Below are 20,767 nucleotides of genomic sequence, written 5' to 3'. Positions count from 1 at the left end.
TAATCAACAGGTGTGCTAATGCACACCTTGGTGGAGAAATGAAGTATGGGTTTTGATTTCGAATTGATACTGGCCATTGCGTTTTTGGTGACAGGTGTCTTCTGGGTTTACGACCGCATTGTGTATTTACCAAAGCGTAAGGTCGTTTTGGCAAATATGGCGACAGAAACACGAAGCGCTTTAAGTAAAGATGCTCAGCAGCGATTGGCTGAAACACCTAAGTTTGTTGTGGAAGTGAAGTCATACTTCATCATCATTGCGGTTATTTCTGGTCTTCGTTCTTTTGTTGTTGAGCCTTTTCAGATTCCATCAGGTTCTATGTTACCTACATTAAAAATAGGCGATTTTATTCTGGTGAATAAGTTTGACTATGGTCTTCGCTTGCCAGTTCTAAATACGACTATCATTCCTACTACAGAACCTAAACGTGGTGATGTAGTTGTTTTTAAATATCCTCGCGATCCTAGTCTAAACTACATTAAACGCTTAGTGGGACTGCCTGGTGATCAAGTGAGTTATCACAATAAAGTTCTGACGGTGAATGGCGAGCAAGTGAGCAAAGAGTTTTTAGCTAAGTTGCCAGTATCATTGAACCCAGACCAAGAGCCTGTTGACTTGTTTAGTGAAAACTTGGGTGGTGTGCAACACGATATTTATAATAGTTACCGATTTACGCCACATGAAGGCGAATGGACTGTACCTGCAGGGCATTACTTTGTAATGGGCGATAATCGAGATAATAGCGCTGACAGCCGATTTTGGGGTTTTGTCCCAGATGAAAATATGAAAGGTCGTGCCTTTTATGTTTGGCTGCATTGGGATAAATTTTTCAGTATCCCAAGCTTTAAAAATAACGGTTTGATTGAATAAGTATTTTTGGAGACATTTTGAGTTCATTGTATCAGAAGCTGAGTCGGCGAATAGGGTACTTTTTTGCCGACCTTGGACTGCTTGAGCTGGCGCTAACGCACCGTAGTTTTGGTGGGAAAAATAATGAGCGCCTTGAGTTTTTGGGTGACTCGATTCTTAACTACGTGATTGCGGAAGATCTTTTTCATCGTTTCCCGAAAGCCAAAGAAGGCGAATTAAGTCGTTTGCGTGCTTCGTTAGTTAAAGGCGATACCTTGGCAGAACTAGCAAGGGAGTTTGAGTTAGGCGACTATCTTAAACTAGGTGCTGGGGAGCTGAAGAGTGGTGGTTTTAGACGCGACTCAATTTTAGCAGATACCGTAGAAGGGATTATTGGCGCTATGTATCTAGATGCCGGTATGGATGTTTGCCGCCAGCATATCTTAGAATGGTACAAAGAGCGTTTGGATGCGACATCACTAAAAATTGTTACTAAAGACGCTAAAACTCGACTACAAGAATATTTGCAAGCCCGTAAGCATGCGCTGCCTCAATATGATGTGGTTAATATTGTAGGTGACCCTCATGACCAGACTTTTCATGTTCATTGTCATATTGAACTTTGTGAAGAGTTCATTGAAGGTAAGGGTAATAGCCGCCGAATTGCAGAGCAAAATGCCGCTGCGAAAGCATTGAAAAAATTGGAAAAGAAAGATGTCTGAAGTTGAAGTTACGCACTGTGGTTATATTGCCATTGTTGGCCGCCCAAATGTGGGTAAGTCGACTTTGCTTAATCACATCTTGGGTCAAAAGTTATCTATTACTTCACGTAAACCACAGACAACACGTGACCAAATTCTCGGTGTAAAAACCGAAGGTCACGTTCAGGCTATTTATGTTGATACACCTGGTTTGCATTTAGGTGAAACAAAAGCCATTAACCGTATTATGAATAAAACGGCCGCTGCGGCATTGAAAGATGTGGATGTGGTGTTGTTTGTTATTGATGCAGATCGATGGACTGAGGAAGATGAGTCTGTTCTTCAGAAGGTTAAGCATGCGCGCTGCCCAGTTATCTTGGTAGTGAACAAAGTGGATCAATTGGATCAGAAAGAAGATCTTTTACCGCGTTTGGCTAATTTATCTGATCGAATGAATTTTGCTCAGATCGTGCCTATTTCAGCGTTGCGTAATAACAACTTGGATCGTTTGGAGCGCTTGGTAGAAAGCTATATTCCAGAAGGTACGCAGTTTTATCCTGAAGATCAGATTACTAACCGTAGTTCACGTTTTTTGGCTGCGGAAATAGTGCGTGAGAAAATTACTCGTCAGCTTGGCCAAGAAGTGCCTTATGAAGTGGCTGTACAGATCGAGGAGTTTGTTTACGAAGAATCTGCTATTCATATTAGTGCGTTAATTTTGGTCGAGCGAAATGGTCAAAAACGCATTATTATCGGTGAACGTGGTGATAAAATTAAGCTTATCGGTAAAGAAGCTCGTATTGATATGGAGAATTTATTTCAGCATAAAGTGATGCTAAATCTTTGGATCAAAATACGGTCTGGTTGGTCTGATGATGAGCGTGCGCTAGCCAGTTTAGGCTATCAGGAAGAATAGTTCCGATGCGCGTTTCTGCGTATGTGATTCATACTCGCCCTTTTCAGGACAGTAAAATCCTGCTTGATATGTTAACTCTTGAGCAGGGTTTGATTAGGGGAGTATGGCGATTACCAAAAAAAGAGGCTCGGGTGATACCTGGGCCTTTTTTATGTTACGAAATGGAGTTCGCTGGCCGTAGTGATTTAAAAACGGTAAAAAGTTTGGAGTCGATAAAGTCCGCGTCTTCTTTGGAAGGCTTGCCTTTATATGCGGCGCTCTATGTGCATGAGCTGCTCGAAAAGCTTTTACCGATTAATCTTCCATTGCCTGATGTTTTTGAATTGTATAAGTGGCTAATTGAAAGCTTGCACTCAGGTGCTCCGATTGCGCCTTTGTTAAGGCGTTTTGAGGTCGGGCTCTTCTCCGAGTTAGGTGTGGGCATTAATATGATATCAACGGGGCGTGGCGAGGTGCTTGAGGCACGTCAGCTTTATCAATTTCACTATAAGTTTGGTCTACGGCCCTATTATGGTGAAATACCGAAACAGATGCCTATGCTATTTGTCGAAGGTCAGGTTGCGCTTAATTACCATGCAGGCAAGTGGATGGATAAGCAGGTTTTAAGTCTTGCTAAAGAGTTGCATCGTAATTGGTTGGATAGTTTGTTAAATGGCAAGCCAGTTGTCTCTAGGCGTTTGTTACCAAAACAACCTTTTCAAGGAGAACGACATTTAGGTGTGCCTATTTTTCGTGCTCTATGATGATTGATTCTATGAAAGAGGTGAATGTTTGATTATTGGTGTTGGAACAGACTTGGTTGAAATAGCTCGTATTGCTCAGTCAATTGAGCGTTTGGGAGAGCGATTCATCGATAGAATATTAACCGTCGATGAGAAGCAACGTTGGTCGCAAATTAGCAATCTAGATAAGGCGAATGCCTATGTTGCAAAGCGTTTTGCTGCAAAAGAAGCGGCAGTTAAGGCGTTGGGCACTGGCATTGGTTCTGGTGTTAGTTTTCAACATTTTAATGTTAGTAACTTGCCTTCTGGCCAGCCAGTACTTGTGGTCGATGACAGCATAATTGCTCGCTACGACTTTCCTGTATCGTGGCATCTAAGTTTGACCGATGAAAAAGCCTACGCTCAGGCTTTTGTCGTTCTTGAGTCTAAATAGTTGAAACTAAATAGTTGAGTTCAAAGACTGAGGCCAAGGAATTAGTTGTCTGTGACTTAATAGGTCGTCTATTGCTTCAATAAAATCTTCTGCCACGCCGTCTGCGTCTTCTAATCCTAATTCCTTTAGGTGTGTTTCTAGAAATCCTGCGTGGCGTGCAATATTGATTGTTCCTGTGTATTTAGACGCGCCGTGTATTCTGTGTACTACTTCTATGAGTTTTGCTGTGTCTTGGTTTTCAAGATGATGCTTAATAAGCTTTTTCTCTGCGTCTAGAGAGTCGGCTAGCATGTCAAACATTTCCTTCGCAATGTCTTCTTTACCATCAACAATTTCCAGAGCTTTTTCTAAGTCGAAAATACCGATCAGCTTAGCATCGACTTGATCCTGAAAGGTTTCCGTATTGGAACGCCAAGTGTCTATGGTGTTAAGTAGTAGTTCCTCGTTAATCGGCTTAGTAAGGTATGCATTCATGCCACTTGCAAGTATCTGTTGCTGTTCTGAACCTAGTGCGTGAGCGGTTAGGGCAATAATAGGCGTGTTTTTATACTGCTCTATTTCCCTAAGTCGTTGTGTGGTTTCCATGCCGTCCATTTCTGGCATTTGGATGTCCATAAAAATTTGATCAAACTTCTCTCGCATCGCCATATCAATGGCTTGTTGCCCACTGTAAGCCAAAGATACTTCTATACCAATTGGGGTTAGCCAGTGTTTGAGTAGTTGTAAATTGATCGGTGAGTCATCTACCGCTAGGATTTTAAGATGGCTAATTTTTTCGTGTAGCGCATTGGTTGTGGGCTCTGTAGAGGAAGTGCAGTTGCTATTGAGGTGTTGCAATGCATTGTATAGTCGATCATGGCTGATAGGTTTAAGTAAAATATCACTGCATAGCGCTTTTAATTCTGGGTAATGTGCTATTTGGCCAGGCGGTTGAATCATTAAAATACAGGGAATGGAAAACTGCTGTGCCGCGTAAGTAATCAGTTCGCGTGCTTCTGCAACACTTTGATCGTCAGGCATAACACTTAATAGAATGGCGTCAATGGTATTGTGTTGTTTATTTAGCAAAGAGACCATTTGTTCTAAGTCAGAGCAAGTTGTGCAACTGACTCCAATACTTTGTAAGTAACTGTTTAGATAGCTTTTATAGGTTGCGCTAGGTTCGAGTAAAACCACATGGCGATTTAGTGCGCTTTTGTCATTGCTTAGCTTTGGTGAGGCTTTAAGGCTAATGGTAAAGCGGAAGGTCGAGCCAATACTTGGATCGCTGCTAACTTCAATTTTACCATTCATTTGCTCGACCAGCTTTTTGGTAATAACCAGCCCAAGTCCAGTGCCACCGAACTGTCTAGTGGTGCTGGTATCTACTTGTGAAAAAGGCTTAAACAAACGGTTTATTTTGTGCTCTGCTATGCCTATTCCAGTGTCTATAATCTGGAAAGATAATGTTATTTCCTTTGGGCTTTGCGAAGCGATGGATACCTTAGTGCGCACCGATCCTTGATGGGTAAACTTAATGGCGTTGCCTATCAGGTTTGTTAAAATTTGACGTACTCGAGTGCTGTCTCCGACAAACCATTCAGGCACGTCTTGGCTGACCTCTGGTACTAGATCGATTTGTTTTTCTTTCGTGAGTAAGTTAATACTAAGTATCTGATAAACATCATCTAATAGTGCTTTTAGGTTGAAGTGGTTACTCTCAAGGTTTAATTTTCCAGCTTCAATTTTTGAAAAATCTAATATATCGCCAATGATCGCGAGTAGGCTGTTGGTTGATTGTTCAATGGTGTCTACATAAAGTCGTTGTTGCGTATCTGTAATATCTTTTTGCAAAGTTTTGGTATAACCCAAAATAGCGTTCAGAGGAGTTCGGACTTCGTGGCTAATATTGGCTAAGAACTGTGATTTTAAACGATTTGACTCCATCGCCTCGCGGTTTGCTATGTGTAGTTGCGCGCTTTTTTCTTCCATACTATCCATGCTGCGGCGAATGTCTTCGGTTGATTGCTCAATACCTGCAATCAGTTCCTCATTGTGGTGCTCTAACCTTTCCGCCAGATCAAGTAAGTCTTTTTGGAGTGAATCGTACTCAGGTGGCAATTTCATTAGTTTTGCGCTAGAAAACTGACCTTTAACCAATTTACTTAACGCAGAGGAGAGTCTATTTATTGGTAGCGTTAATGTTTTTGATAGGCGAAAGGCTCCTAAAATAATCACAATATTGAAGATTAGTAGAATAAAAATGACTAGGCTGGCGTATTGGTATTTTTCTATTTGGATAGCGGATTTGTTAGTCTCAATTTTTACCCAGCCGATTAGGCTACGTTGATCTATAGAGTTGAATAAATCTGCTTGTGTATTAAAGGCACCATCGAGGGAGTTGTTGGTATAGTGAATGGCGCTAATAGATTCTAGATGATTGTCATATTCTTTTATGCTGATGTCTTCGGGAAAGCTTGTGTCACTTTGTTCCGGTGCTTTGCCAAGTTCTGCAATGAGTTTCTGTTCACTGTTAAAGAGTTGAACACTGCTTATATCTTGATTGTTTAGTGCATTTTGTAATATCCGATACATCATATTTTGATCGGAAAAAACAATGGCATACTCGCTAGTTGTGGCGACTTGTTCCGTGATATGTAATGTGCGTTCGTAGAGGTTGCGATTCAGGTCATTAAAACGGGTAGATAAAAGAAAAGTTCCGGCCAGCAATGACACGACAAAAACAGGTGCGAATAATGCCCAAAAAAGTTTATTACTTAGGGTGAGGGGGGGGAGGTTTGCGAAAGGTGATTTCTTCATGCTAAGGGTCTGGTTGGTGAGTTAATAGCAGGATAAGTTGCCTTTGTCTTTACGATCATTGCATTCTCTTTCATAGTTGTCGCATATCTGCTGTTCGTTGCTAGAAGGATTGCGAATGTAAGCACACTCGCGCCATTTCTTTCGGAGCTCTGCATTGTTTAGCTCACTTAGATCTTTTGTGGACTTGTTACAGCTACTTATCATTAGTGATAAAAAAAGTACGGTGGAAATACGTGCTATGAGCATATCTTTTGCCCTAGAATGCGAATTCGAAACTAAGTTTATAACGCTTTCTTATTGTACTGTTTAGTATAAGTGTTCTTAAATAGACTAAATGCGTTAAGTTTCATTCCCTAAGTCATCAATGTCAATGAAGTTTTTTATGATCCAATACCCTAGTATCGAGTCCTTAATTGGGCAAACCCCCTTGGTTCGCTTACAGCGTATCAACCCTAATCCAAGCAATACTGTTTTATTAAAACTAGAAGGACAAAATCCCGCTGGTTCAGTAAAAGATCGTCCTGCTTTAAATATGATACTTCAAGCAGAGCAACGGGGAGATATAAAACCGGGCGATAGTTTGATTGAGGCGACCAGTGGTAATACAGGGATTGCACTCGCCATGGTTGCGGCGATTAAAGGTTATAAAATGCACTTGATCATGCCAGATAATATGAGTCAGGAGCGTAAGTCAGCCATGACAGCATATGGCGCTATATTGCATTTAGTGACAAAAGAAGAAGGTATGGAAAAGGCTCGAGATCTTGCGCAAGAGATGCAAGATCAAGGTGTTGGTATTGTCTTGAATCAGTTTGCTAACCAAGACAACCCTAATGCTCATTACCTAACGACTGGGCCAGAAATTTGGCAGCAAACACAAGGTACGGTGACGCACTTTGTAAGCTCTATGGGAACCACAGGTACCATCATGGGGGTTTCGCATTATCTGAAAGAACAGAATCAAGACATTCAAATTGTCGGACTTCAACCTCAAGACGGTTCAAGTATTCCAGGGATTCGTCGTTGGCCAAAAGAGTATTTGCCATCTATTTTTGATGAAACTCGTGTAGACACCGTTATGGACGTGTCTCAAGAGGCGGCGGAAGTGACGATGCGTCGCTTGGCAAAAGAAGAGGGTATCTTTTGCGGTGTGTCTTCTGGAGGTTCCGTTGCTATGGCCTTAGAGTTGTCTAAACAGCTAAACAATGCAGTCATTGTGGCGATTGTTTGTGATCGTGGCGATAGGTATTTGTCTACCGGTGTTTTTGATAGCTAGGAGGTCGTTGCTTGCGCCATTGTGCAAAGATCTAATTATTAAGGCTCGCTTTCGCGTACTGTTCTGTATTCAGATGCGATAGAATGGTTGCGCATTTATCCTATTTATCCCAAAAAGAGAGTCGGGAACAAGAGAGCCACTTTTGAGAAGAAGAACACCCCAACGTAGAACAGCTAAACCACAGCCTATAGGTCCAGTGCAGTCCTTTAATGTGGATGGCTTGACGCATGAAGCAAAAGGCGTCGCCCGTTTGCAAGGTAAAGTGACCTTTATTGAAGGCGCTTTACCCGGTGAAACCGTCGAGGCGCAAGTTACCAAAGCGGGGCGTCGTTTTGATGAAGCCGTTTTGGTGAATATCATTGACCCCAGTGCTTATCGAGTCGATCCCTCTTGCCAACATTTTAATGTCTGCGGCGGCTGCAGTTTTCAGCATTTAGCAGATGAGCAACAACTCTCAGCAAAAGCTAATTGGTTACAAGGGCAATTGCGCAATGTGATCACAACCCAAGAGCTAGAGCTGCTTTCTGATAAATCAACAGGTTATCGTCGACGAGCTCGTATTGCTGTTAATCTAAAAAAATCACGGATTGCATTGGGCTTCCGTGGTAAAGCTTCAAGCGATATCGTATCGATTGATCAATGTGTTGTGCTTACCAGTAATTTGCAAAATACCTTTCTTTCACTCAAGCAAGCGCTGTCAGAAAATGATTTAGCGAGTGAACTTGGTCATGTGGAGCTGCTTGAAGACACCAAAGGTGTGTCTGTTTTGTTTCGATTAACCTCTTCAATTTCTGCAGAGCTAGAAAGTACGTGGGAAAAATGGGCTGAAAAGGCTCAGGTCACTTTATATTGGCAAGCACCAAAATCGAGCAAGGCCGAAGTTGCGCCTGAGAAAATGCGCTATTATGATCTTGGTGATCTAAGGTTGAAATATCACCCGCAAGACTTTATTCAAGTAAATGCCGCCATGAATCAAAAAATGGTGACACAAGCAATGGACTGGCTAAGTCCAAATAAGCACGATGTGATATTGGATTTGTTTTGCGGTGTGGGGAATTTTTCTTTACCGTTAGCGCAGCATGCACAAACGGTTATTGGCGTTGAAGTGCAAGAAACTATGGTTGAAGCTGCACGGGAAAACGCACGACTTAATGGCTTTGATAATTTGTCGTTTGTGGCAGCGGATTTGACTAAGCCTGTCAAAAATGAACTTTTTAAGCAGAACATTACCAAAGTATTGTTGGATCCACCTCGTGCTGGGGCGTTTGAATTTTTAGACAGCATAATAAAAATTGGACCGATGCAAATATTGTATGTTTCTTGCAATGCTTCTACTTTAGCAAGGGATGCCGAGTATTTAGTTGCAAAAGGATATCGTGTTTTACGTGTTGGTTTGATGGATATGTTTCCACAAACCTCCCATGTAGAAACGATGATGTTATTGCAGAAAAAGAAGTAAATTTAAGGGCAGATAGATGGTAACGGTAAGAAAAGATCACCCTGTATTAGAAGATGGTAGTGTTGATATTGACGCTTGGATGGGGCATTTTGCACATCTTATTGATGACAGTGCGCGAGTTCCTTTGCGTATGGCCTGTGAGTTGGCGCGTCAAGCTGAACTGCAGTGCGCTCGACCTTCTTACTGGGGCGCGCAAGCGAGTACTTTTCGTGCTGGGCTGGAAATGGTGGAAATCCTTTCTGGTTTTCGAGCAGACCAAGATTCATTAGTCGCTGCCGCCTTATATCGTGTTGTGAGAGAAGATCAACTCCCCATTTCCCGTGTGACCGACATGTTTGGTCGTAAAGTCTCTTCGATTGTCGAAGGGGTGATGAAAATGGGGGAAGTTTCGAAAAATTTGACGGCAGACTCTGCGGCTGAGGTGTTGGGTAGCAGTGAGAACCAGCTAGAATCATTGCGCAAAATGTTGGTCTCTATCATTGATGATGTGCGTGTCGTACTGATTAAACTCGCCGAGCGTGCTTGCGCGATTAAAGAAGCCAAGCATCAGAATGAAGAGCGTCGCGTTGCCGTTGCGCTTGAGGTTCAGAGTGTTTACGCGCCGTTGGCTCATCGCTTGGGGATCGGCCATATCAAATGGGAATTGGAAGATCTCTCTTTCCGCTATCTTTACCCTTCCGATTACAAGCGCATCGCCACTTGGTTAGACGAAAAACGTCTTGATCGCCAGCAGTTTATTGATGATGTTATTAAGCTATTAGATGATCGTTTAAAAGGCATTAATATTCACGCTGATCTCATGGGGCGGGCAAAACACATCTATAGTATTTGGCGCAAAATGAAGCGCAAAAATATTGGCTTTGATGAAGTTTATGATGTTCGAGCTGTGCGCATTTTAGTAGACGAACCAATGGAATGTTATGGGGTTCTCGGTGTCGTTCACAATCTGTGGCGTCCAATACCGCAGGAATTTGATGATTACATAAGTAACCCAAAATCGAATGGCTATCAGTCATTGCATACGGCGGTTGTTGGTCCCCAAGGCCGTGCTTTAGAGATTCAGATTCGAACCCATAAAATGCATGAAGATGCAGAACTTGGGGTTTGTGCTCACTGGAAATACAAAGGTACGGATCTAAGCTCCAATAGCAGCAGCTACGAAGAAAAACTTCAGTGGCTAAGAACTATTTTAGACTTCCACGAAGTGCAAGGTGATTTGGAGTCTTTGTCTGAACAGGTACGAAGTGACATCGAGCAAGATCGTATCTATGTTTTTACACCTGATGGGCACGTGGTTGACTTGCCTATTAATGCCACAGCGGTGGATTTTGCGTATCGAGTTCACACTGAAATTGGCCATCGCTGTCGTGGTGCCAAGGTAAACGGCAAAATCATTTCCTTGGTCACTCACTTAAAAACCGGCGACAAAGTTGAAATTCTCACCACTAAAGAGGGTGGTCCTAGCCGTGATTGGCTGCATCCGACATTAGGTTATGTACAAACTAACCGTGCTAGAGCCAAGATTCAGAACTGGTTTAGAAAAGAAGATCGAGATAAAAATCTGGATGCTGGTAAGCACTTATTAGACAAGCAATTGAAACGCCTTGGTCTTGAAGACAATCGTATCGATTTGCAGGCTATTTCTTCTCGCTTTAACTTTTCTTATGCTGAAGAAGTATACGTAGCGCTTGGTGCTGGAGACATTCAGTTATCTAAAGTGTTGCGTGTCATTGATGACTTCTACAACCTAAATGGCGAGACTGCCACACCACGCCCAATTCGTTTGAAAAAGAGTCGTCATAAATCTTCAGATAACGATATTCATATCTTGGGTGTCGGCAAATTATTAACGCAGATGGCTAAATGCTGTACGCCTATTCCTGGCGATGACATCGTTGGCTTTATCACTCAGGGTCGTGGCGTGTCTGTGCACAGGCAAGATTGTATTAATATCGTTCAGTTGGGCTTAGAAGAGCCTGAGCGTATTATTGATGTGAGCTGGGGTGAAGAGCTTGATAATCAATATCCTGTCAATATACAGGTGGAAGCTTATGATCGTACCGGCTTGCTGAATGACATCACTAGTTTGTTGGCGAATGAAAAAGTAAACCTGCTGTCGATGAACACCTTGTCTGCAAAAGAAAACCACACGGCAAGTATTCGCTTCACCATTGAAGTGGGTGAATTGAGCGTGCTAAGTAAGTTGCTGCACCGTATTAATCAGTTACCTAATGTGTTGAATGTGTTCAGAGAGAGAGACTTTTGAGCAGCAAGGTTGAACAGCTACAGTATTTGATGAGCTGCCTCAGGGATGAGGCGTTTGGTTGTACTTGGGATAAAAAGCAGACTTATAAAAGCATTGCACCTTATACCTTAGAAGAAGCTTATGAGGTGTTGGATGCCATTGAGCGTGAAGATTTCGATCATTTAAAAGAAGAGCTAGGTGATTTACTTTTCCAAGTGATTTTTTATGCGCAAATGGCCGAAGAAGAGCAACGCTTTACGTTTGATGATATTGCAGCAGGTATTGTTGAGAAAATGCTGCGACGCCATCCGCATGTTTTTCCAGAAGGTGATATCACTCGTTTTGGCGAACCAACAATGCTAAGTGAAGAGCAAATAGCACAACAGTGGCAGCAGATTAAAGCGCAAGAAAAAGGAAAAAAACCAGACGGTAGTAGCTTGTTAGATGAAGTGCCTGCTTCTATGCCAGCGTTAATGCAGGCGGTGAAAATTCAGCAAAAAGTCGCTAAAGTTGGTTTTGATTGGCCTGATGTGGCGCCAGTTTTTGACAAGATTAGAGAAGAATTGGATGAGCTCGAAGAGGCAATGAAGGAGCAAAATCGCCTTCATGTCGAAGAAGAAATGGGAGACGTTTTGTTTGCGGTCAGTAACTTGGCTCGTCATTTAAACGTTTCGCCTGATGTAGCATTGAATAAAACAAATATAAAATTCCGTCGTCGCTTTGGTAGAATCGAAGCTCTTGTGTCGGCACAAAATAAAACACTAACAGATTGTTCTTTAGAAGAGTTAGATCGTTATTGGGATCAAACCAAGCGTGAAGGCCTATAAGCTGGAAATCTGTGTGATGGATAATAAGGCGCTTTTAAAGAGCGTCATTGGCAACATTAGGAGGGTGAAGTGAGTGATAGTCAGGCGTCATTACGCGAAAATGTCAGGTTGCTAGGAGATTGCCTTGGCGAAAGCATGAGTAATCATTTGGGGGAAGGCTTTCTAGAAAAAGTGGAAAATATCCGCTTACTTTCTAAAGATGGACGTCAATCTGGCGATTCAGCTGCTCTTATTAAAGCCTTGGAGGCATTAGAAGATAAAGAGATTGTGCCCGTTGCTCGTGCATTTAATCAGTTCTTGAACTTATCTAATATTGCAGAACAATACCACCGAGTGCATCGCCGCCGTACTAATGAGAGTTTGGGTGTATACCACAACCCAGTGGGAGACTTGTTAACTCGTCTTTCCAAACAAAATTTTACTGCTGAACAAATGCTTGCATCATTGCAATCGCAATCTATTGAACTTGTTTTGACGGCGCATCCAACAGAAGTGGTACGCCGCTCGCTGATTCGAAAATATGACAATATTTCCAGTGAATTAGAAGCTCTCGACAAAGATAATATTCTTCCGTTAGAAGAAACAAAGCACATTCGTCGCCTGAAAGAAATTATTACTCAGGCTTGGCATACAGACGAAATTCGTGAAGAACGACCAACACCTGTTGATGAGGCGAAATGGGGTTTTGCGGTTATTGAGCAATCCTTGTGGCAAGCTGTGCCTCGCTTTTTTCGTCAACTTGATGAGCAGTTTAGCCAGTTTTCCAAAGAAGACCGTTTACCTCTTGATTTAGCGCCTATTCGCTTTGCAACTTGGATGGGCGGTGACCGCGATGGTAATCCGAATGTGACTCATAAAGTAACCAAAGAAGTGACTTTATTGGCTCGTTGGATGGCAGCGGATCTCTATATAAAAGATTTAAATGTATTGCGTTCAGAGTTTTCTATGACGCAGTGCAATGATGCTTTGCGTGCTCGTGTTGGTGACAGTGCACAGCCTTATCGTGAAGTATTACGTCATCTAGAAAATAAAATGCTAGCCACCAAAAATTGGGCGAAAGCGTGTTTAGATGGCAAGCCAACATCTGATGAGGATATTTTTCTTGATATTCAAGAGCTCACTGATGATCTAATTTTGTGTTATCAATCTCTATTAGATTGCGGTATGAAGGTGATTGCTAATGGATCATTGCTTGATCTTATTCGCTGTGCAGCAACCTTTGGTGCGACCTTAGTTCGCCTTGATGTTCGCCAAGATGCTTCCCGTCATATTGATGCGTTATCTGCGATTACTCGCTTCTATGGTCTTGGTGATTATGCTGAGTGGGACGAAGCGTCTCGTCAGGCTTTCCTACTGACCGAATTGAATTCAAAACGTCCGCTTTTACCAATGGAATGGACACCAACCGCCGAAGTCAAAGAAGTACTCGATACTTTTACAATGATTTCAAAAGGCCAGCAAAACTCCTTTGGCTCTTACGTCATTTCTATGGCCAGTGCGCCATCCGATGTGTTGGCGGTTGCTTTGATGCTGAAAGAGTCCGGTGTGAGTTTTCCAATGCGCATCGTGCCTTTATTTGAAACTCTTGCCGATTTGGATAACGCTGAGCCTATTATTGAGCAGTTATTTTCTTTGCCTTGGTATAAAGCTTATATCGATGGTCGTCAGGAAGTCATGATTGGCTATTCAGATTCGGCCAAGGACGCTGGCCAGATTGCTGCGACGTGGGGACAATATCGAGCGCAAGAAGCACTTACTCGACTATGTAAAAAACATGGTATTCACCTGACCTTGTTCCATGGGCGCGGCGGTACCGTAGGTCGCGGTGGCGGCCCTGCTCACGTGGCAATTCTGTCTCAACCACCTGGTTCTGTGAATGGTGCGATTCGGGTTACTGAACAAGGTGAAATGATTCGCTTTAAATTTGGTATTCCTGATATCGCGGTTCGATCTTTGGAGCTTTACTGCTCGGCAGTGATGGAAGCATCTTTGATTCCTGCTGAGGCGCCTAAAGAAGAATGGCGTGCCATTATGGATGAAATGGCCGAAGTAGGAATGAATCAGTATCGTTCTATTATTCGTGGTCATGACGACTTTGTGCCTTACTTTAGAGCAACCACACCAGAGCAAGAGCTAGCTAAGTTACCTTTAGGTTCTCGCCCAGCGCGTCGTCGTTCCGATGGCGGTGTGGAGAGTTTACGAGCGATTCCTTGGATATTTGCGTGGATGCAAATTCGTCTTATGTTGCCTGCTTGGTTGGGTGCTGAAAGTGCATTACAGCAAGGTGTAGACTCTGGTAATTTGGAAAAATTACGTGAGATGCATAAAAAATGGCCTTTTTTTGGCGCTTATCTAGACATGTTGGACATGGTATTGGCAAAAGCAGAACCCGAAATTGCTGAGTACTATGAAAAACGTCTGGTTGGTGAAGAATTGCAAGGTTTGGGGCGTTTATTGCGTGGTAAGCTCAAGCAAGTCAGTGAGCTTGTGAAGGTGCTTAAGAAGCAAGAGCGACTTATTGAAGACAATAAAACAATTCGTCAGTCTATCGATGTTCGTAATCCTTATATTGATCCATTGCACTATTTACAGGCGGAGCTTTTGTATCGCAGCCGAAAAGATGAAGACAATGCAGAGGTCAATAAAGCCTTAATGATTACCATGGCAGGTATTGCCAGTGGTATGCAAAATACGGGCTAATTGCAAATGTGGTTGATAAATGCTCAGTATGAGTAAGAAAATGATAAAAAAAGACACGTAAATTTGCATATTGGATGGCTGCTTGGGTATGCTTGGCGGCCATTCAATTTTTTATTATGCAATTGGTTTGTCTGTTCGCCTTGCTGCCGTGCTTATTGCACGTTGATGATGCACCGTGTCAGCCAGCCTTGCTATTCAGTTAACGCTGTCTTTTGGAGACTTTTTATGCGAGTAATATTATTAGGTGCGCCGGGCGCTGGTAAGGGCACTCAAGCTCAATTTATTACGGAAGAGTTTGGCATCCCACAGATTTCTACAGGAGATATGTTGCGCGCAGCTGTAAAAGCTGGAAGCGAAATGGGTCTAAAAGCCAAAGCGGTAATGGATGCTGGCCAACTTGTTTCTGATGACATTATTATTGGTTTGGTAAAAGAGCGTTTGACCCAAGACGATTGTGCTAAAGGCGCTTTGTTTGATGGTTTTCCTCGTACTATTCCTCAGGCAGACGCTTTGAAAGACGCGGGCGTTAAAATTGATTACGTTGTTGAAATCGATGTGGCTGATGAGGAAATTGTTAAACGTATGAGTGGGCGTCGCGTTCATGAAGCGTCAGGTCGTACTTATCATCTTGTTTATAATCCACCTAAAGTAGAAGGCAAAGACGATGTAACAGGGGATGACCTTGTGCAGCGAGCTGATGATACGGAAGAGACTGTTCGTTTACGCTTGGGGGTTTATCATGATCAAACAGCGCCGCTAATTGGCTATTACCAAGATTGGCTAAAAGCAGACAGTGCAACAGCACCTAAGTTTGTAAAGGTCAACGGCATTGGTGATTTGAATGAGATCAAGCAAAGTCTATTGGCATCCTTAAAGGCTTAATCATTCAATGACGGTTATTTTAGCATTAGATACATCAACGCCAGCTTGTTCGGTGGCGTTGAACATTGATGGCGTGGTGTTGGAAGACTTCCGTATGGCTCCGCGTCTTCATAATGATTTGATTTTGCCAATGGTAGATCAGATTCTTGGGCAAGCGGGACTAACTCTGACCGATCTTGATGCCATCGCTTTTGGGCGTGGTCCAGGATCATTTACAGGGCTCAGGATAAGCGCAGGGGTTGTGCAAGGGCTCGCCTTTGGTGCAGATTTGCCGGTTATCCCTGTTTCGACACTTGCTGCCTTGTCACTAGAAGGCTTTCAAAAAACGGGTAAAAATAATTGGCTCGCTGCTCTAGATGCTCGTATGGGTGAGATTTACATGGGCGGCTATAGTGTCAATAAAGTGGAAGGGCGCTACCAAATAGATTCATTGATCGATGAATGTGTTGTGAAGCCTGCTGCTTTATCTATGTTTTCAACCAGCTTTGATGGTGTTGGTTCTGGCTGGTGTTATGAAGATGTTTTAACGTCTTTGCTCCCGACACACCCTACTCATATTTTAACTGAATTAGCGCCTCGCGCGGCATGTATTGCAGAATTGGGATTGTTGCAATTCCAACGAGGTGAAGTGGTATCTTCTTATGATGCTATTCCAACCTATTTAAGAGATGAAATTAGCTGGGAAAAGCAGGCTCCGCGTATAGGGAAGCGTTAAATATATGTTGTGGTATCACATTGTCTTTTTGGCGGTTATTCAGGGATTAACTGAGTTTCTGCCTATCTCAAGTTCTGCTCATCTAATACTCCCAGCACAGCTGCTTAATTGGCCTGATCAAGGTTTAGCATTTGATGTGGCTGTTCATGTGGGGACATTAATGGCCATTGTTGGTTATTTTAGAAAAGACATCGTGCAAATTATTGTTGCTTGGTGTGTTTCTATTCGAGATAAGCGCTCTACACAGGATAGTCGTTTGGCTTGGTGGATTTGTCTTGCCACCTTGCCAGCTTGTATCGCAGGCCTTCTATTTGATGACTTTATTAGTACGAACTTGCGTTCTTTAGAAGTGATTGCTTATACCACCATTGGTTTTGGTGTTTTACTTTGGTTGTCAGACCGCTATGGTGCTTCTCATAAAGCTGAGCAAGACTTTGGTTTGAAAAGTGTGCTGTATATTGGCTTTGCTCAGGCGCTTGCTTTAATTCCTGGAACCTCTCGCTCTGGTATTACTATGACGGCGGCACGCTTTCTCGGTTTTAGTCGTGAATGTGCGGCTAGATTTTCGTTTCTTTTGTCTATCCCTCTTATTTTAGCTGCTGGTGGTTTAAAGTCGATTGAACTTGTATCTTCAGATATTGCAGTGGATTGGTGGAGTATTTTGATGGGAGTTATTCTTTCAGCAATCAGTGCTTATCTCTGTATTTATCTATTTTTGAAGTGGCTTAATAGGATTGGCTTTTTTCCTTTTTTTGTCTATAGATTAATTTTAGGCTCCGTTCTCTTGATGATTGTTTATGTTTAAGTCGTTGAAGAGATTTATTCCATATTGAGTGTCTTGCTGTATTAGAGGTGTTCGTTTTTTTAGTTAAGATAAAAGCTTCTAATTTCTGAGGGGCTTTTTTCTATTTTACTATTGGATAATCTTGTCAGTGTGGTTTAACAGAAAGTGGACATACAGGCTTGCTTGTTGATTCTTGTTTTATAGTATTTTGGGGAGAGGCTTTTGCTTAATTCTATCGCAGTAGCAACAACAGATAAGTTTCTGGAGTCGGAGTCTCGCTCATTGGCTAAGTCGTTAAGTCTTGATTTTATGCTGCTGCATGAGCCTCTCAAGTTTGTCACTAAATATGATTATCTTTTATTGAAAACACCGGATGGAATTGCGGTAGCTAAAACTGGAAAAGGCGCGCCGAAGCCCGTTTATGTAGACTTTACCTCTGGGGCTGTTGATCATAGAAGGCGATTTGGTGGTGGAAAAGGGCAGGATATTGCGAAAGCAGTAGGGCTGAACAAGCGCGCTAATGTGTCTATACTTGATGCGACAGCAGGCTTAGGGCGTGATGCTTTTGTATTAGCATGCTTGGGATGCTCTGTTTCTCTTTGTGAACGCGTAGGCTTTGTTAGGGCGATGCTGGAAGATGGCTTGTACAGGGCCTCTTTTCATCATGAGGTGGCTACGATTGTTTCTAAGATGTCTTTGCTTGATACAGATATAGCCGGTATAGATAGCGGTGAGAAGTTTGATGTGGTGTATTTGGATCCAATGTATCCGCATACGGATAAATCCTCAGCAGCAGCTAAAAAAGAAATGGCTTTTTTTAGAGATTTGGTTGGTAAGGACTTAGATGCTGATAGCTTGTTGTCTTACGCATTGCGCTTAGCTGAATATAGAGTAGTTGTGAAACGCCCTAAAGGCGCTCCGTTTTTAGACAGTGTCGAACCAACTTATCAATTGGAAGGGAAGTCAGGTCGATTTGATATCTATGTTTTAAAATCGCTCGACACGCTTTCTGCTTAATTCATTAGTTATTAATAATGTGGTGGTCGATCACCATCATGAATAGGCTGTTGTTGGCGATAGGACTCTAGCTGATTGCCTAATAGAACCAGTTTTTCTCTCATCAATAGCATGTCTTTTTGCTGGCTGATAAGCGCCTGATTTAAACTATCAATCGTGTCTTCTTGAAATTGTAGTTTGAATTCTAATTCGTCGATGCGTTGATTGATTTGTGAGGTGTTCATAGATACCTTCTGTGTGTTAACCTTACTAGGCTAAATTCGTATTTAATGAGCGATTCTATACAAAAACATGACGCAAGTATTGGTCATTTTAAGTGTAAGAGTGGCGTGAAAATTGCTCTCATAAAGAAGTTGAGTATTTTACTACTATCTTCTTTAGCTTCACATGGTGATTTCGGAAAGAGTTTAGTAAAAATATTCATTTATTCACGTTTGTACTAACACAGAGTCTATTTTTTTAGAAATGGCTTTGCTTCACAATAATATTTAATTTAATAAGAGATATACTGTTATGAATGATCATCAGGATAATGTTTCGCGTAATAAAGGGTCTTCTGTTGGTTCCGGTTTGTTTTCGTTGCGCACATTTATAGTTAGCCTTGTTATTGCTTTGATCGTGCCTCTGCTTTTGGCTGGGGTATTAAAAGAAGAAATGGGCACAAATTTCCTAGTATATTTTGGCTTTGTTCTAGTATCTGTTTATGTCGGTGCTATGGTCAGCCAGGCTAGTTCTGCCGGTTATGATTCTGAGTCTGAAGAAGATGAAGATGATGACCGTGAGCAAGGAACGGTTAAGTGGTTCAACTCTTCAAAAGGTTTTGGTTTTTTAACTATGGAAAATGGTGATGATGTGTTTGTTCATTATCGTGCAATCCGTGGACGTGGTCGCCGTTTCTTGGTTGAAGGTCAGTTGGTTCGCTTTTATGTCACTGAAGGTGAGAAAGGCAAACAAGCTGAAAATGTATCTATAATCCGCGGTTAATTTTTCATTAGACTTAAGAGGTATTTATGGCAACGGTAACATTAAAAGGTAACCCTTTTGAAACTGTGGGTTCTCTTCCTGTTGTGGGGGCTGTAGCTCCTGCGTTCGAGCTTGTTAAAACGGATTTGTCTGTCGCTACATTGGCAGATTATCAAGGTGCTAAACTGGTATTAAATATTTTTCCATCAGTTGATACACCTACTTGTGCTACATCGGTTCGTAAGTTCAATGAGTCTGCGGCTTCTTTGAAAGGTGTTAACGTACTTTGTGTGTCTGCTGACTTACCTTTTGCTGCTGCGCGTTTTTGTGGTGCAGAAGGCATCGATAATGTTGATACTGGCTCTACTTTCCGTTCAACATTTGGTAAAGATTACGGTCTTGCTTTTGCAACTGGCCCTCTTGCTGGTCTTTTGTCTCGTGCAGTTGTAGTGCTAGATGAAAAAGGTTCTGTGATTTATACAGAGCAGGTTGCTGAAACGGCAGATGAGCCTAATTATGAAGCGGCTTTGGCTGTACTGGCATAATTTTATCATCATAAAAAAGCCGCTTCTAAGTCGATTAGAAGCGGCTTTTTTTGTCTTTACACAAAGTGCAGGGCGTTAGTTTAGTCTTTTTGTACTGGGATAGTGTTTGTGGTTCTTTCAACACTATTATCTTTGTTTAAATAGACTAATTTAGGTTTGAACTCATTGGCTTCAGCTTCGTTCATTTGTCCGTAAGCGGCAATGATTACGCGATCACCAACCTGTACTTTTCTTGCTGCTGCGCCATTCATAGAGATGGTGCCTGATCCTGATTCAGCCAAAATAACATAGGTGTGAAAGCGTTCACCGTTGTCTACGTTATAAATATCGATTTGTTCAAATTCTCTAAATCCAGCGAGTTCCACAAGGTCTTTGTCTATGGCGCAAGATCCGTCATACCAAAGCTCAGCTTGGGTGACGCTTGCCATATGGAGTTTTCCTTTAAGAAGTGTAATTTGCATGTATAAAGTCTCTATAAGTGTTTCTGTGGAGCATGTTTGCTTTTTTGCGTGTCTATTATTTGCCGTATTAATTCCAAATAAATGGGCCTTCTTCGTGGCTATTTATGCGCCACCATTGGTCTGGATCTTGGTTGCCTTCTTCTTCCCATCCTTGAAAGTTGCAACGTACTTCGCAGTTTAGGGATTCGAATGCCTGTTTGGCGCAAGCTATATCATCATCCCAAGGGGTTTTGTCTGAGTCGAACCAGATAGAGGTAAAGCGCTTTCCTGCTGCTTGTTCTAAAATGGTTACCTCAATTTCGTTATCATTTGATGTTATGGTGACTTTAGAGCAGAGTGGTGATGGGCTGCTTTTTTTAACCAGAGTGAATGCGCTCTCTAGCCAAGAAATGATCTTTTCTGTCGGGCAGGACAATACATATATTTCAATGTCAGCTTGCATCGTTCTAATCCTTCTTTTTAACCAGAGTGAA

At 42.2% G+C, this 20,767-nt stretch carries 20 protein-coding genes; 16 read left to right on the top strand and 4 right to left on the bottom strand.

The window, feature by feature from the left end; translation table 11 throughout:
- Positions 1-45: 45 nt before the first annotated feature.
- Genes lepB through acpS form a run of 5 tightly spaced genes read left to right on the top strand, consistent with a single transcriptional unit; the run spans position 46 to position 3,621 of the window.
- A complete protein-coding gene (lepB, locus tag KPL72_RS06775; protein ID WP_219702267.1) occupies positions 46-870 on the top strand; it encodes a signal peptidase I in 825 nt (274 codons plus the stop codon).
- A gap of 17 nt (positions 871-887) precedes the next feature.
- Positions 888-1,571, top strand: coding sequence for a ribonuclease III (rnc, locus tag KPL72_RS06770; protein WP_212918050.1), 684 nt, complete (start codon positions 888-890; stop codon positions 1,569-1,571).
- Positions 1,564-2,466: a GTPase Era gene (gene era / locus KPL72_RS06765; protein ID WP_169459435.1), complete on the top strand. Its 903-nt coding sequence runs from the start codon at positions 1,564-1,566 to the stop codon at positions 2,464-2,466. The genes rnc and era overlap by 8 nt, the downstream gene beginning before the upstream one ends.
- A 5-nt stretch (positions 2,467-2,471) precedes the next feature.
- The gene (recO, locus tag KPL72_RS06760) at positions 2,472-3,209 is read left to right on the top strand and encodes a DNA repair protein RecO (RefSeq protein WP_219702266.1); all 738 of its coding nucleotides are present in this window, start codon (positions 2,472-2,474) and stop codon (positions 3,207-3,209) included.
- 28 nt (positions 3,210-3,237) lie between these two features.
- Positions 3,238-3,621 (top strand): holo-ACP synthase, encoded by a 384-nt coding sequence (gene acpS / locus KPL72_RS06755; RefSeq protein ID WP_219702265.1) that lies wholly within the window; start codon positions 3,238-3,240, stop codon positions 3,619-3,621.
- Between the two features lie 6 nt (positions 3,622-3,627).
- Here acpS and KPL72_RS06750 read toward each other — a convergent pair whose 3' ends face one another.
- Positions 3,628-6,420 carry a response regulator gene (locus KPL72_RS06750; protein ID WP_219702264.1) on the bottom strand — a complete coding sequence of 931 codons (2,793 nt, stop codon included), beginning with the start codon at positions 6,418-6,420 and terminating at the stop codon, positions 3,628-3,630.
- Positions 6,421-6,802: 382 nt separating this feature from the next.
- On the opposite strand from KPL72_RS06750, the gene cysM reads away from it, so the two are divergent.
- The 9 genes from cysM to KPL72_RS06705 all read left to right on the top strand — a co-directional run bounded on the left by cysM (position 6,803) and on the right by KPL72_RS06705 (position 18,325).
- The gene (gene cysM / locus KPL72_RS06745) at positions 6,803-7,696 is read left to right on the top strand and encodes a cysteine synthase CysM (protein WP_212918054.1); all 894 of its coding nucleotides are present in this window, start codon (positions 6,803-6,805) and stop codon (positions 7,694-7,696) included.
- Positions 7,697-7,838: 142 nt separating this feature from the next.
- Positions 7,839-9,155, top strand: a complete 1,317-nt coding sequence (rlmD, locus tag KPL72_RS06740) for a 23S rRNA (uracil(1939)-C(5))-methyltransferase RlmD (RefSeq protein ID WP_219702263.1) — start codon at positions 7,839-7,841, stop codon at positions 9,153-9,155.
- A 16-nt stretch (positions 9,156-9,171) separates the two neighbouring features.
- Positions 9,172-11,421 (top strand): GTP diphosphokinase, encoded by a 2,250-nt coding sequence (gene relA, locus KPL72_RS06735; protein ID WP_212918056.1) that lies wholly within the window; start codon positions 9,172-9,174, stop codon positions 11,419-11,421.
- Positions 11,418-12,227, top strand: coding sequence for a nucleoside triphosphate pyrophosphohydrolase (gene mazG / locus KPL72_RS06730; RefSeq protein WP_219702262.1), 810 nt, complete (start codon positions 11,418-11,420; stop codon positions 12,225-12,227). The genes relA and mazG overlap by 4 nt, the downstream gene beginning before the upstream one ends.
- A gap of 69 nt (positions 12,228-12,296) precedes the next feature.
- On the top strand, positions 12,297-14,927 hold the full coding sequence (gene ppc, locus KPL72_RS06725) for a phosphoenolpyruvate carboxylase (protein WP_212918058.1): 2,631 nt from the start codon (positions 12,297-12,299) through the stop codon (positions 14,925-14,927).
- Positions 14,928-15,152: 225 nt separating this feature from the next.
- Positions 15,153-15,809 (top strand): adenylate kinase, encoded by a 657-nt coding sequence (gene adk / locus KPL72_RS06720; protein ID WP_212918059.1) that lies wholly within the window; start codon positions 15,153-15,155, stop codon positions 15,807-15,809.
- Positions 15,810-15,816: 7 nt separating this feature from the next.
- Positions 15,817-16,524 carry a tRNA (adenosine(37)-N6)-threonylcarbamoyltransferase complex dimerization subunit type 1 TsaB gene (tsaB, locus tag KPL72_RS06715; protein WP_212918060.1) on the top strand — a complete coding sequence of 236 codons (708 nt, stop codon included), beginning with the start codon at positions 15,817-15,819 and terminating at the stop codon, positions 16,522-16,524.
- A gap of 4 nt (positions 16,525-16,528) precedes the next feature.
- Positions 16,529-17,329, top strand: coding sequence for an undecaprenyl-diphosphate phosphatase (locus KPL72_RS06710; RefSeq protein ID WP_219702261.1), 801 nt, complete (start codon positions 16,529-16,531; stop codon positions 17,327-17,329).
- 201 nt (positions 17,330-17,530) lie between these two features.
- Positions 17,531-18,325: a class I SAM-dependent methyltransferase gene (locus KPL72_RS06705; RefSeq protein WP_212918062.1), complete on the top strand. Its 795-nt coding sequence runs from the start codon at positions 17,531-17,533 to the stop codon at positions 18,323-18,325.
- Between the two features lie 11 nt (positions 18,326-18,336).
- Here KPL72_RS06705 and KPL72_RS06700 read toward each other — a convergent pair whose 3' ends face one another.
- Positions 18,337-18,549 carry a SlyX family protein gene (locus KPL72_RS06700; protein WP_072839623.1) on the bottom strand — a complete coding sequence of 71 codons (213 nt, stop codon included), beginning with the start codon at positions 18,547-18,549 and terminating at the stop codon, positions 18,337-18,339.
- 289 nt (positions 18,550-18,838) lie between these two features.
- On the opposite strand from KPL72_RS06700, the gene KPL72_RS21365 reads away from it, so the two are divergent.
- Complete coding sequence (locus KPL72_RS21365; protein WP_012068975.1) at positions 18,839-19,309, top strand: cold-shock protein; 471 nt, start codon at positions 18,839-18,841, stop codon at positions 19,307-19,309.
- 26 nt (positions 19,310-19,335) lie between these two features.
- Positions 19,336-19,833, top strand: coding sequence for a thiol peroxidase (gene tpx, locus KPL72_RS06690; protein WP_212918063.1), 498 nt, complete (start codon positions 19,336-19,338; stop codon positions 19,831-19,833).
- A gap of 80 nt (positions 19,834-19,913) precedes the next feature.
- Here tpx and panD read toward each other — a convergent pair whose 3' ends face one another.
- The gene (panD, locus tag KPL72_RS06685) at positions 19,914-20,294 is read right to left on the bottom strand and encodes an aspartate 1-decarboxylase (protein ID WP_212918064.1); all 381 of its coding nucleotides are present in this window, start codon (positions 20,292-20,294) and stop codon (positions 19,914-19,916) included.
- Between the two features lie 67 nt (positions 20,295-20,361).
- Entirely contained in the window at positions 20,362-20,736 is a 375-nt protein-coding gene (locus KPL72_RS06680; protein ID WP_219702260.1) for a hypothetical protein, read from the bottom strand.
- Between the last annotated feature and the right edge of the window lie 31 nt (positions 20,737-20,767).

Origin of the sequence: Marinomonas lutimaris (assembly GCF_019426345.1) — a bacterium.
Taxonomy (GTDB): Bacteria; Pseudomonadota; Gammaproteobacteria; order Pseudomonadales; family Marinomonadaceae; genus Marinomonas; species Marinomonas lutimaris.
This window is presented reverse-complemented; position numbering and strand designations above follow the sequence as displayed.

Coding starts and splice junctions, on each gene's coding strand:
- lepB (WP_219702267.1), top strand. CDS start 46: ATGGGTTTTGATTTCGAATTGATACTGGCCATTGCGTTTTTGGTGACA.
- era (WP_169459435.1), top strand. CDS start 1,564: ATGTCTGAAGTTGAAGTTACGCACTGTGGTTATATTGCCATTGTTGGC.
- recO (WP_219702266.1), top strand. CDS start 2,472: ATGCGCGTTTCTGCGTATGTGATTCATACTCGCCCTTTTCAGGACAGT.
- KPL72_RS06750 (WP_219702264.1), bottom strand. CDS start 6,420: ATGAAGAAATCACCTTTCGCAAACCTCCCCCCCCTCACCCTAAGTAAT.
- cysM (WP_212918054.1), top strand. CDS start 6,803: ATGATCCAATACCCTAGTATCGAGTCCTTAATTGGGCAAACCCCCTTG.
- relA (WP_212918056.1), top strand. CDS start 9,172: ATGGTAACGGTAAGAAAAGATCACCCTGTATTAGAAGATGGTAGTGTT.
- adk (WP_212918059.1), top strand. CDS start 15,153: ATGCGAGTAATATTATTAGGTGCGCCGGGCGCTGGTAAGGGCACTCAA.
- tsaB (WP_212918060.1), top strand. CDS start 15,817: ATGACGGTTATTTTAGCATTAGATACATCAACGCCAGCTTGTTCGGTG.
- KPL72_RS06710 (WP_219702261.1), top strand. CDS start 16,529: ATGTTGTGGTATCACATTGTCTTTTTGGCGGTTATTCAGGGATTAACT.
- KPL72_RS06700 (WP_072839623.1), bottom strand. CDS start 18,549: ATGAACACCTCACAAATCAATCAACGCATCGACGAATTAGAATTCAAA.
- KPL72_RS21365 (WP_012068975.1), top strand. CDS start 18,839: ATGAATGATCATCAGGATAATGTTTCGCGTAATAAAGGGTCTTCTGTT.
- tpx (WP_212918063.1), top strand. CDS start 19,336: ATGGCAACGGTAACATTAAAAGGTAACCCTTTTGAAACTGTGGGTTCT.
- panD (WP_212918064.1), bottom strand. CDS start 20,294: ATGCAAATTACACTTCTTAAAGGAAAACTCCATATGGCAAGCGTCACC.
- KPL72_RS06680 (WP_219702260.1), bottom strand. CDS start 20,736: ATGCAAGCTGACATTGAAATATATGTATTGTCCTGCCCGACAGAAAAG.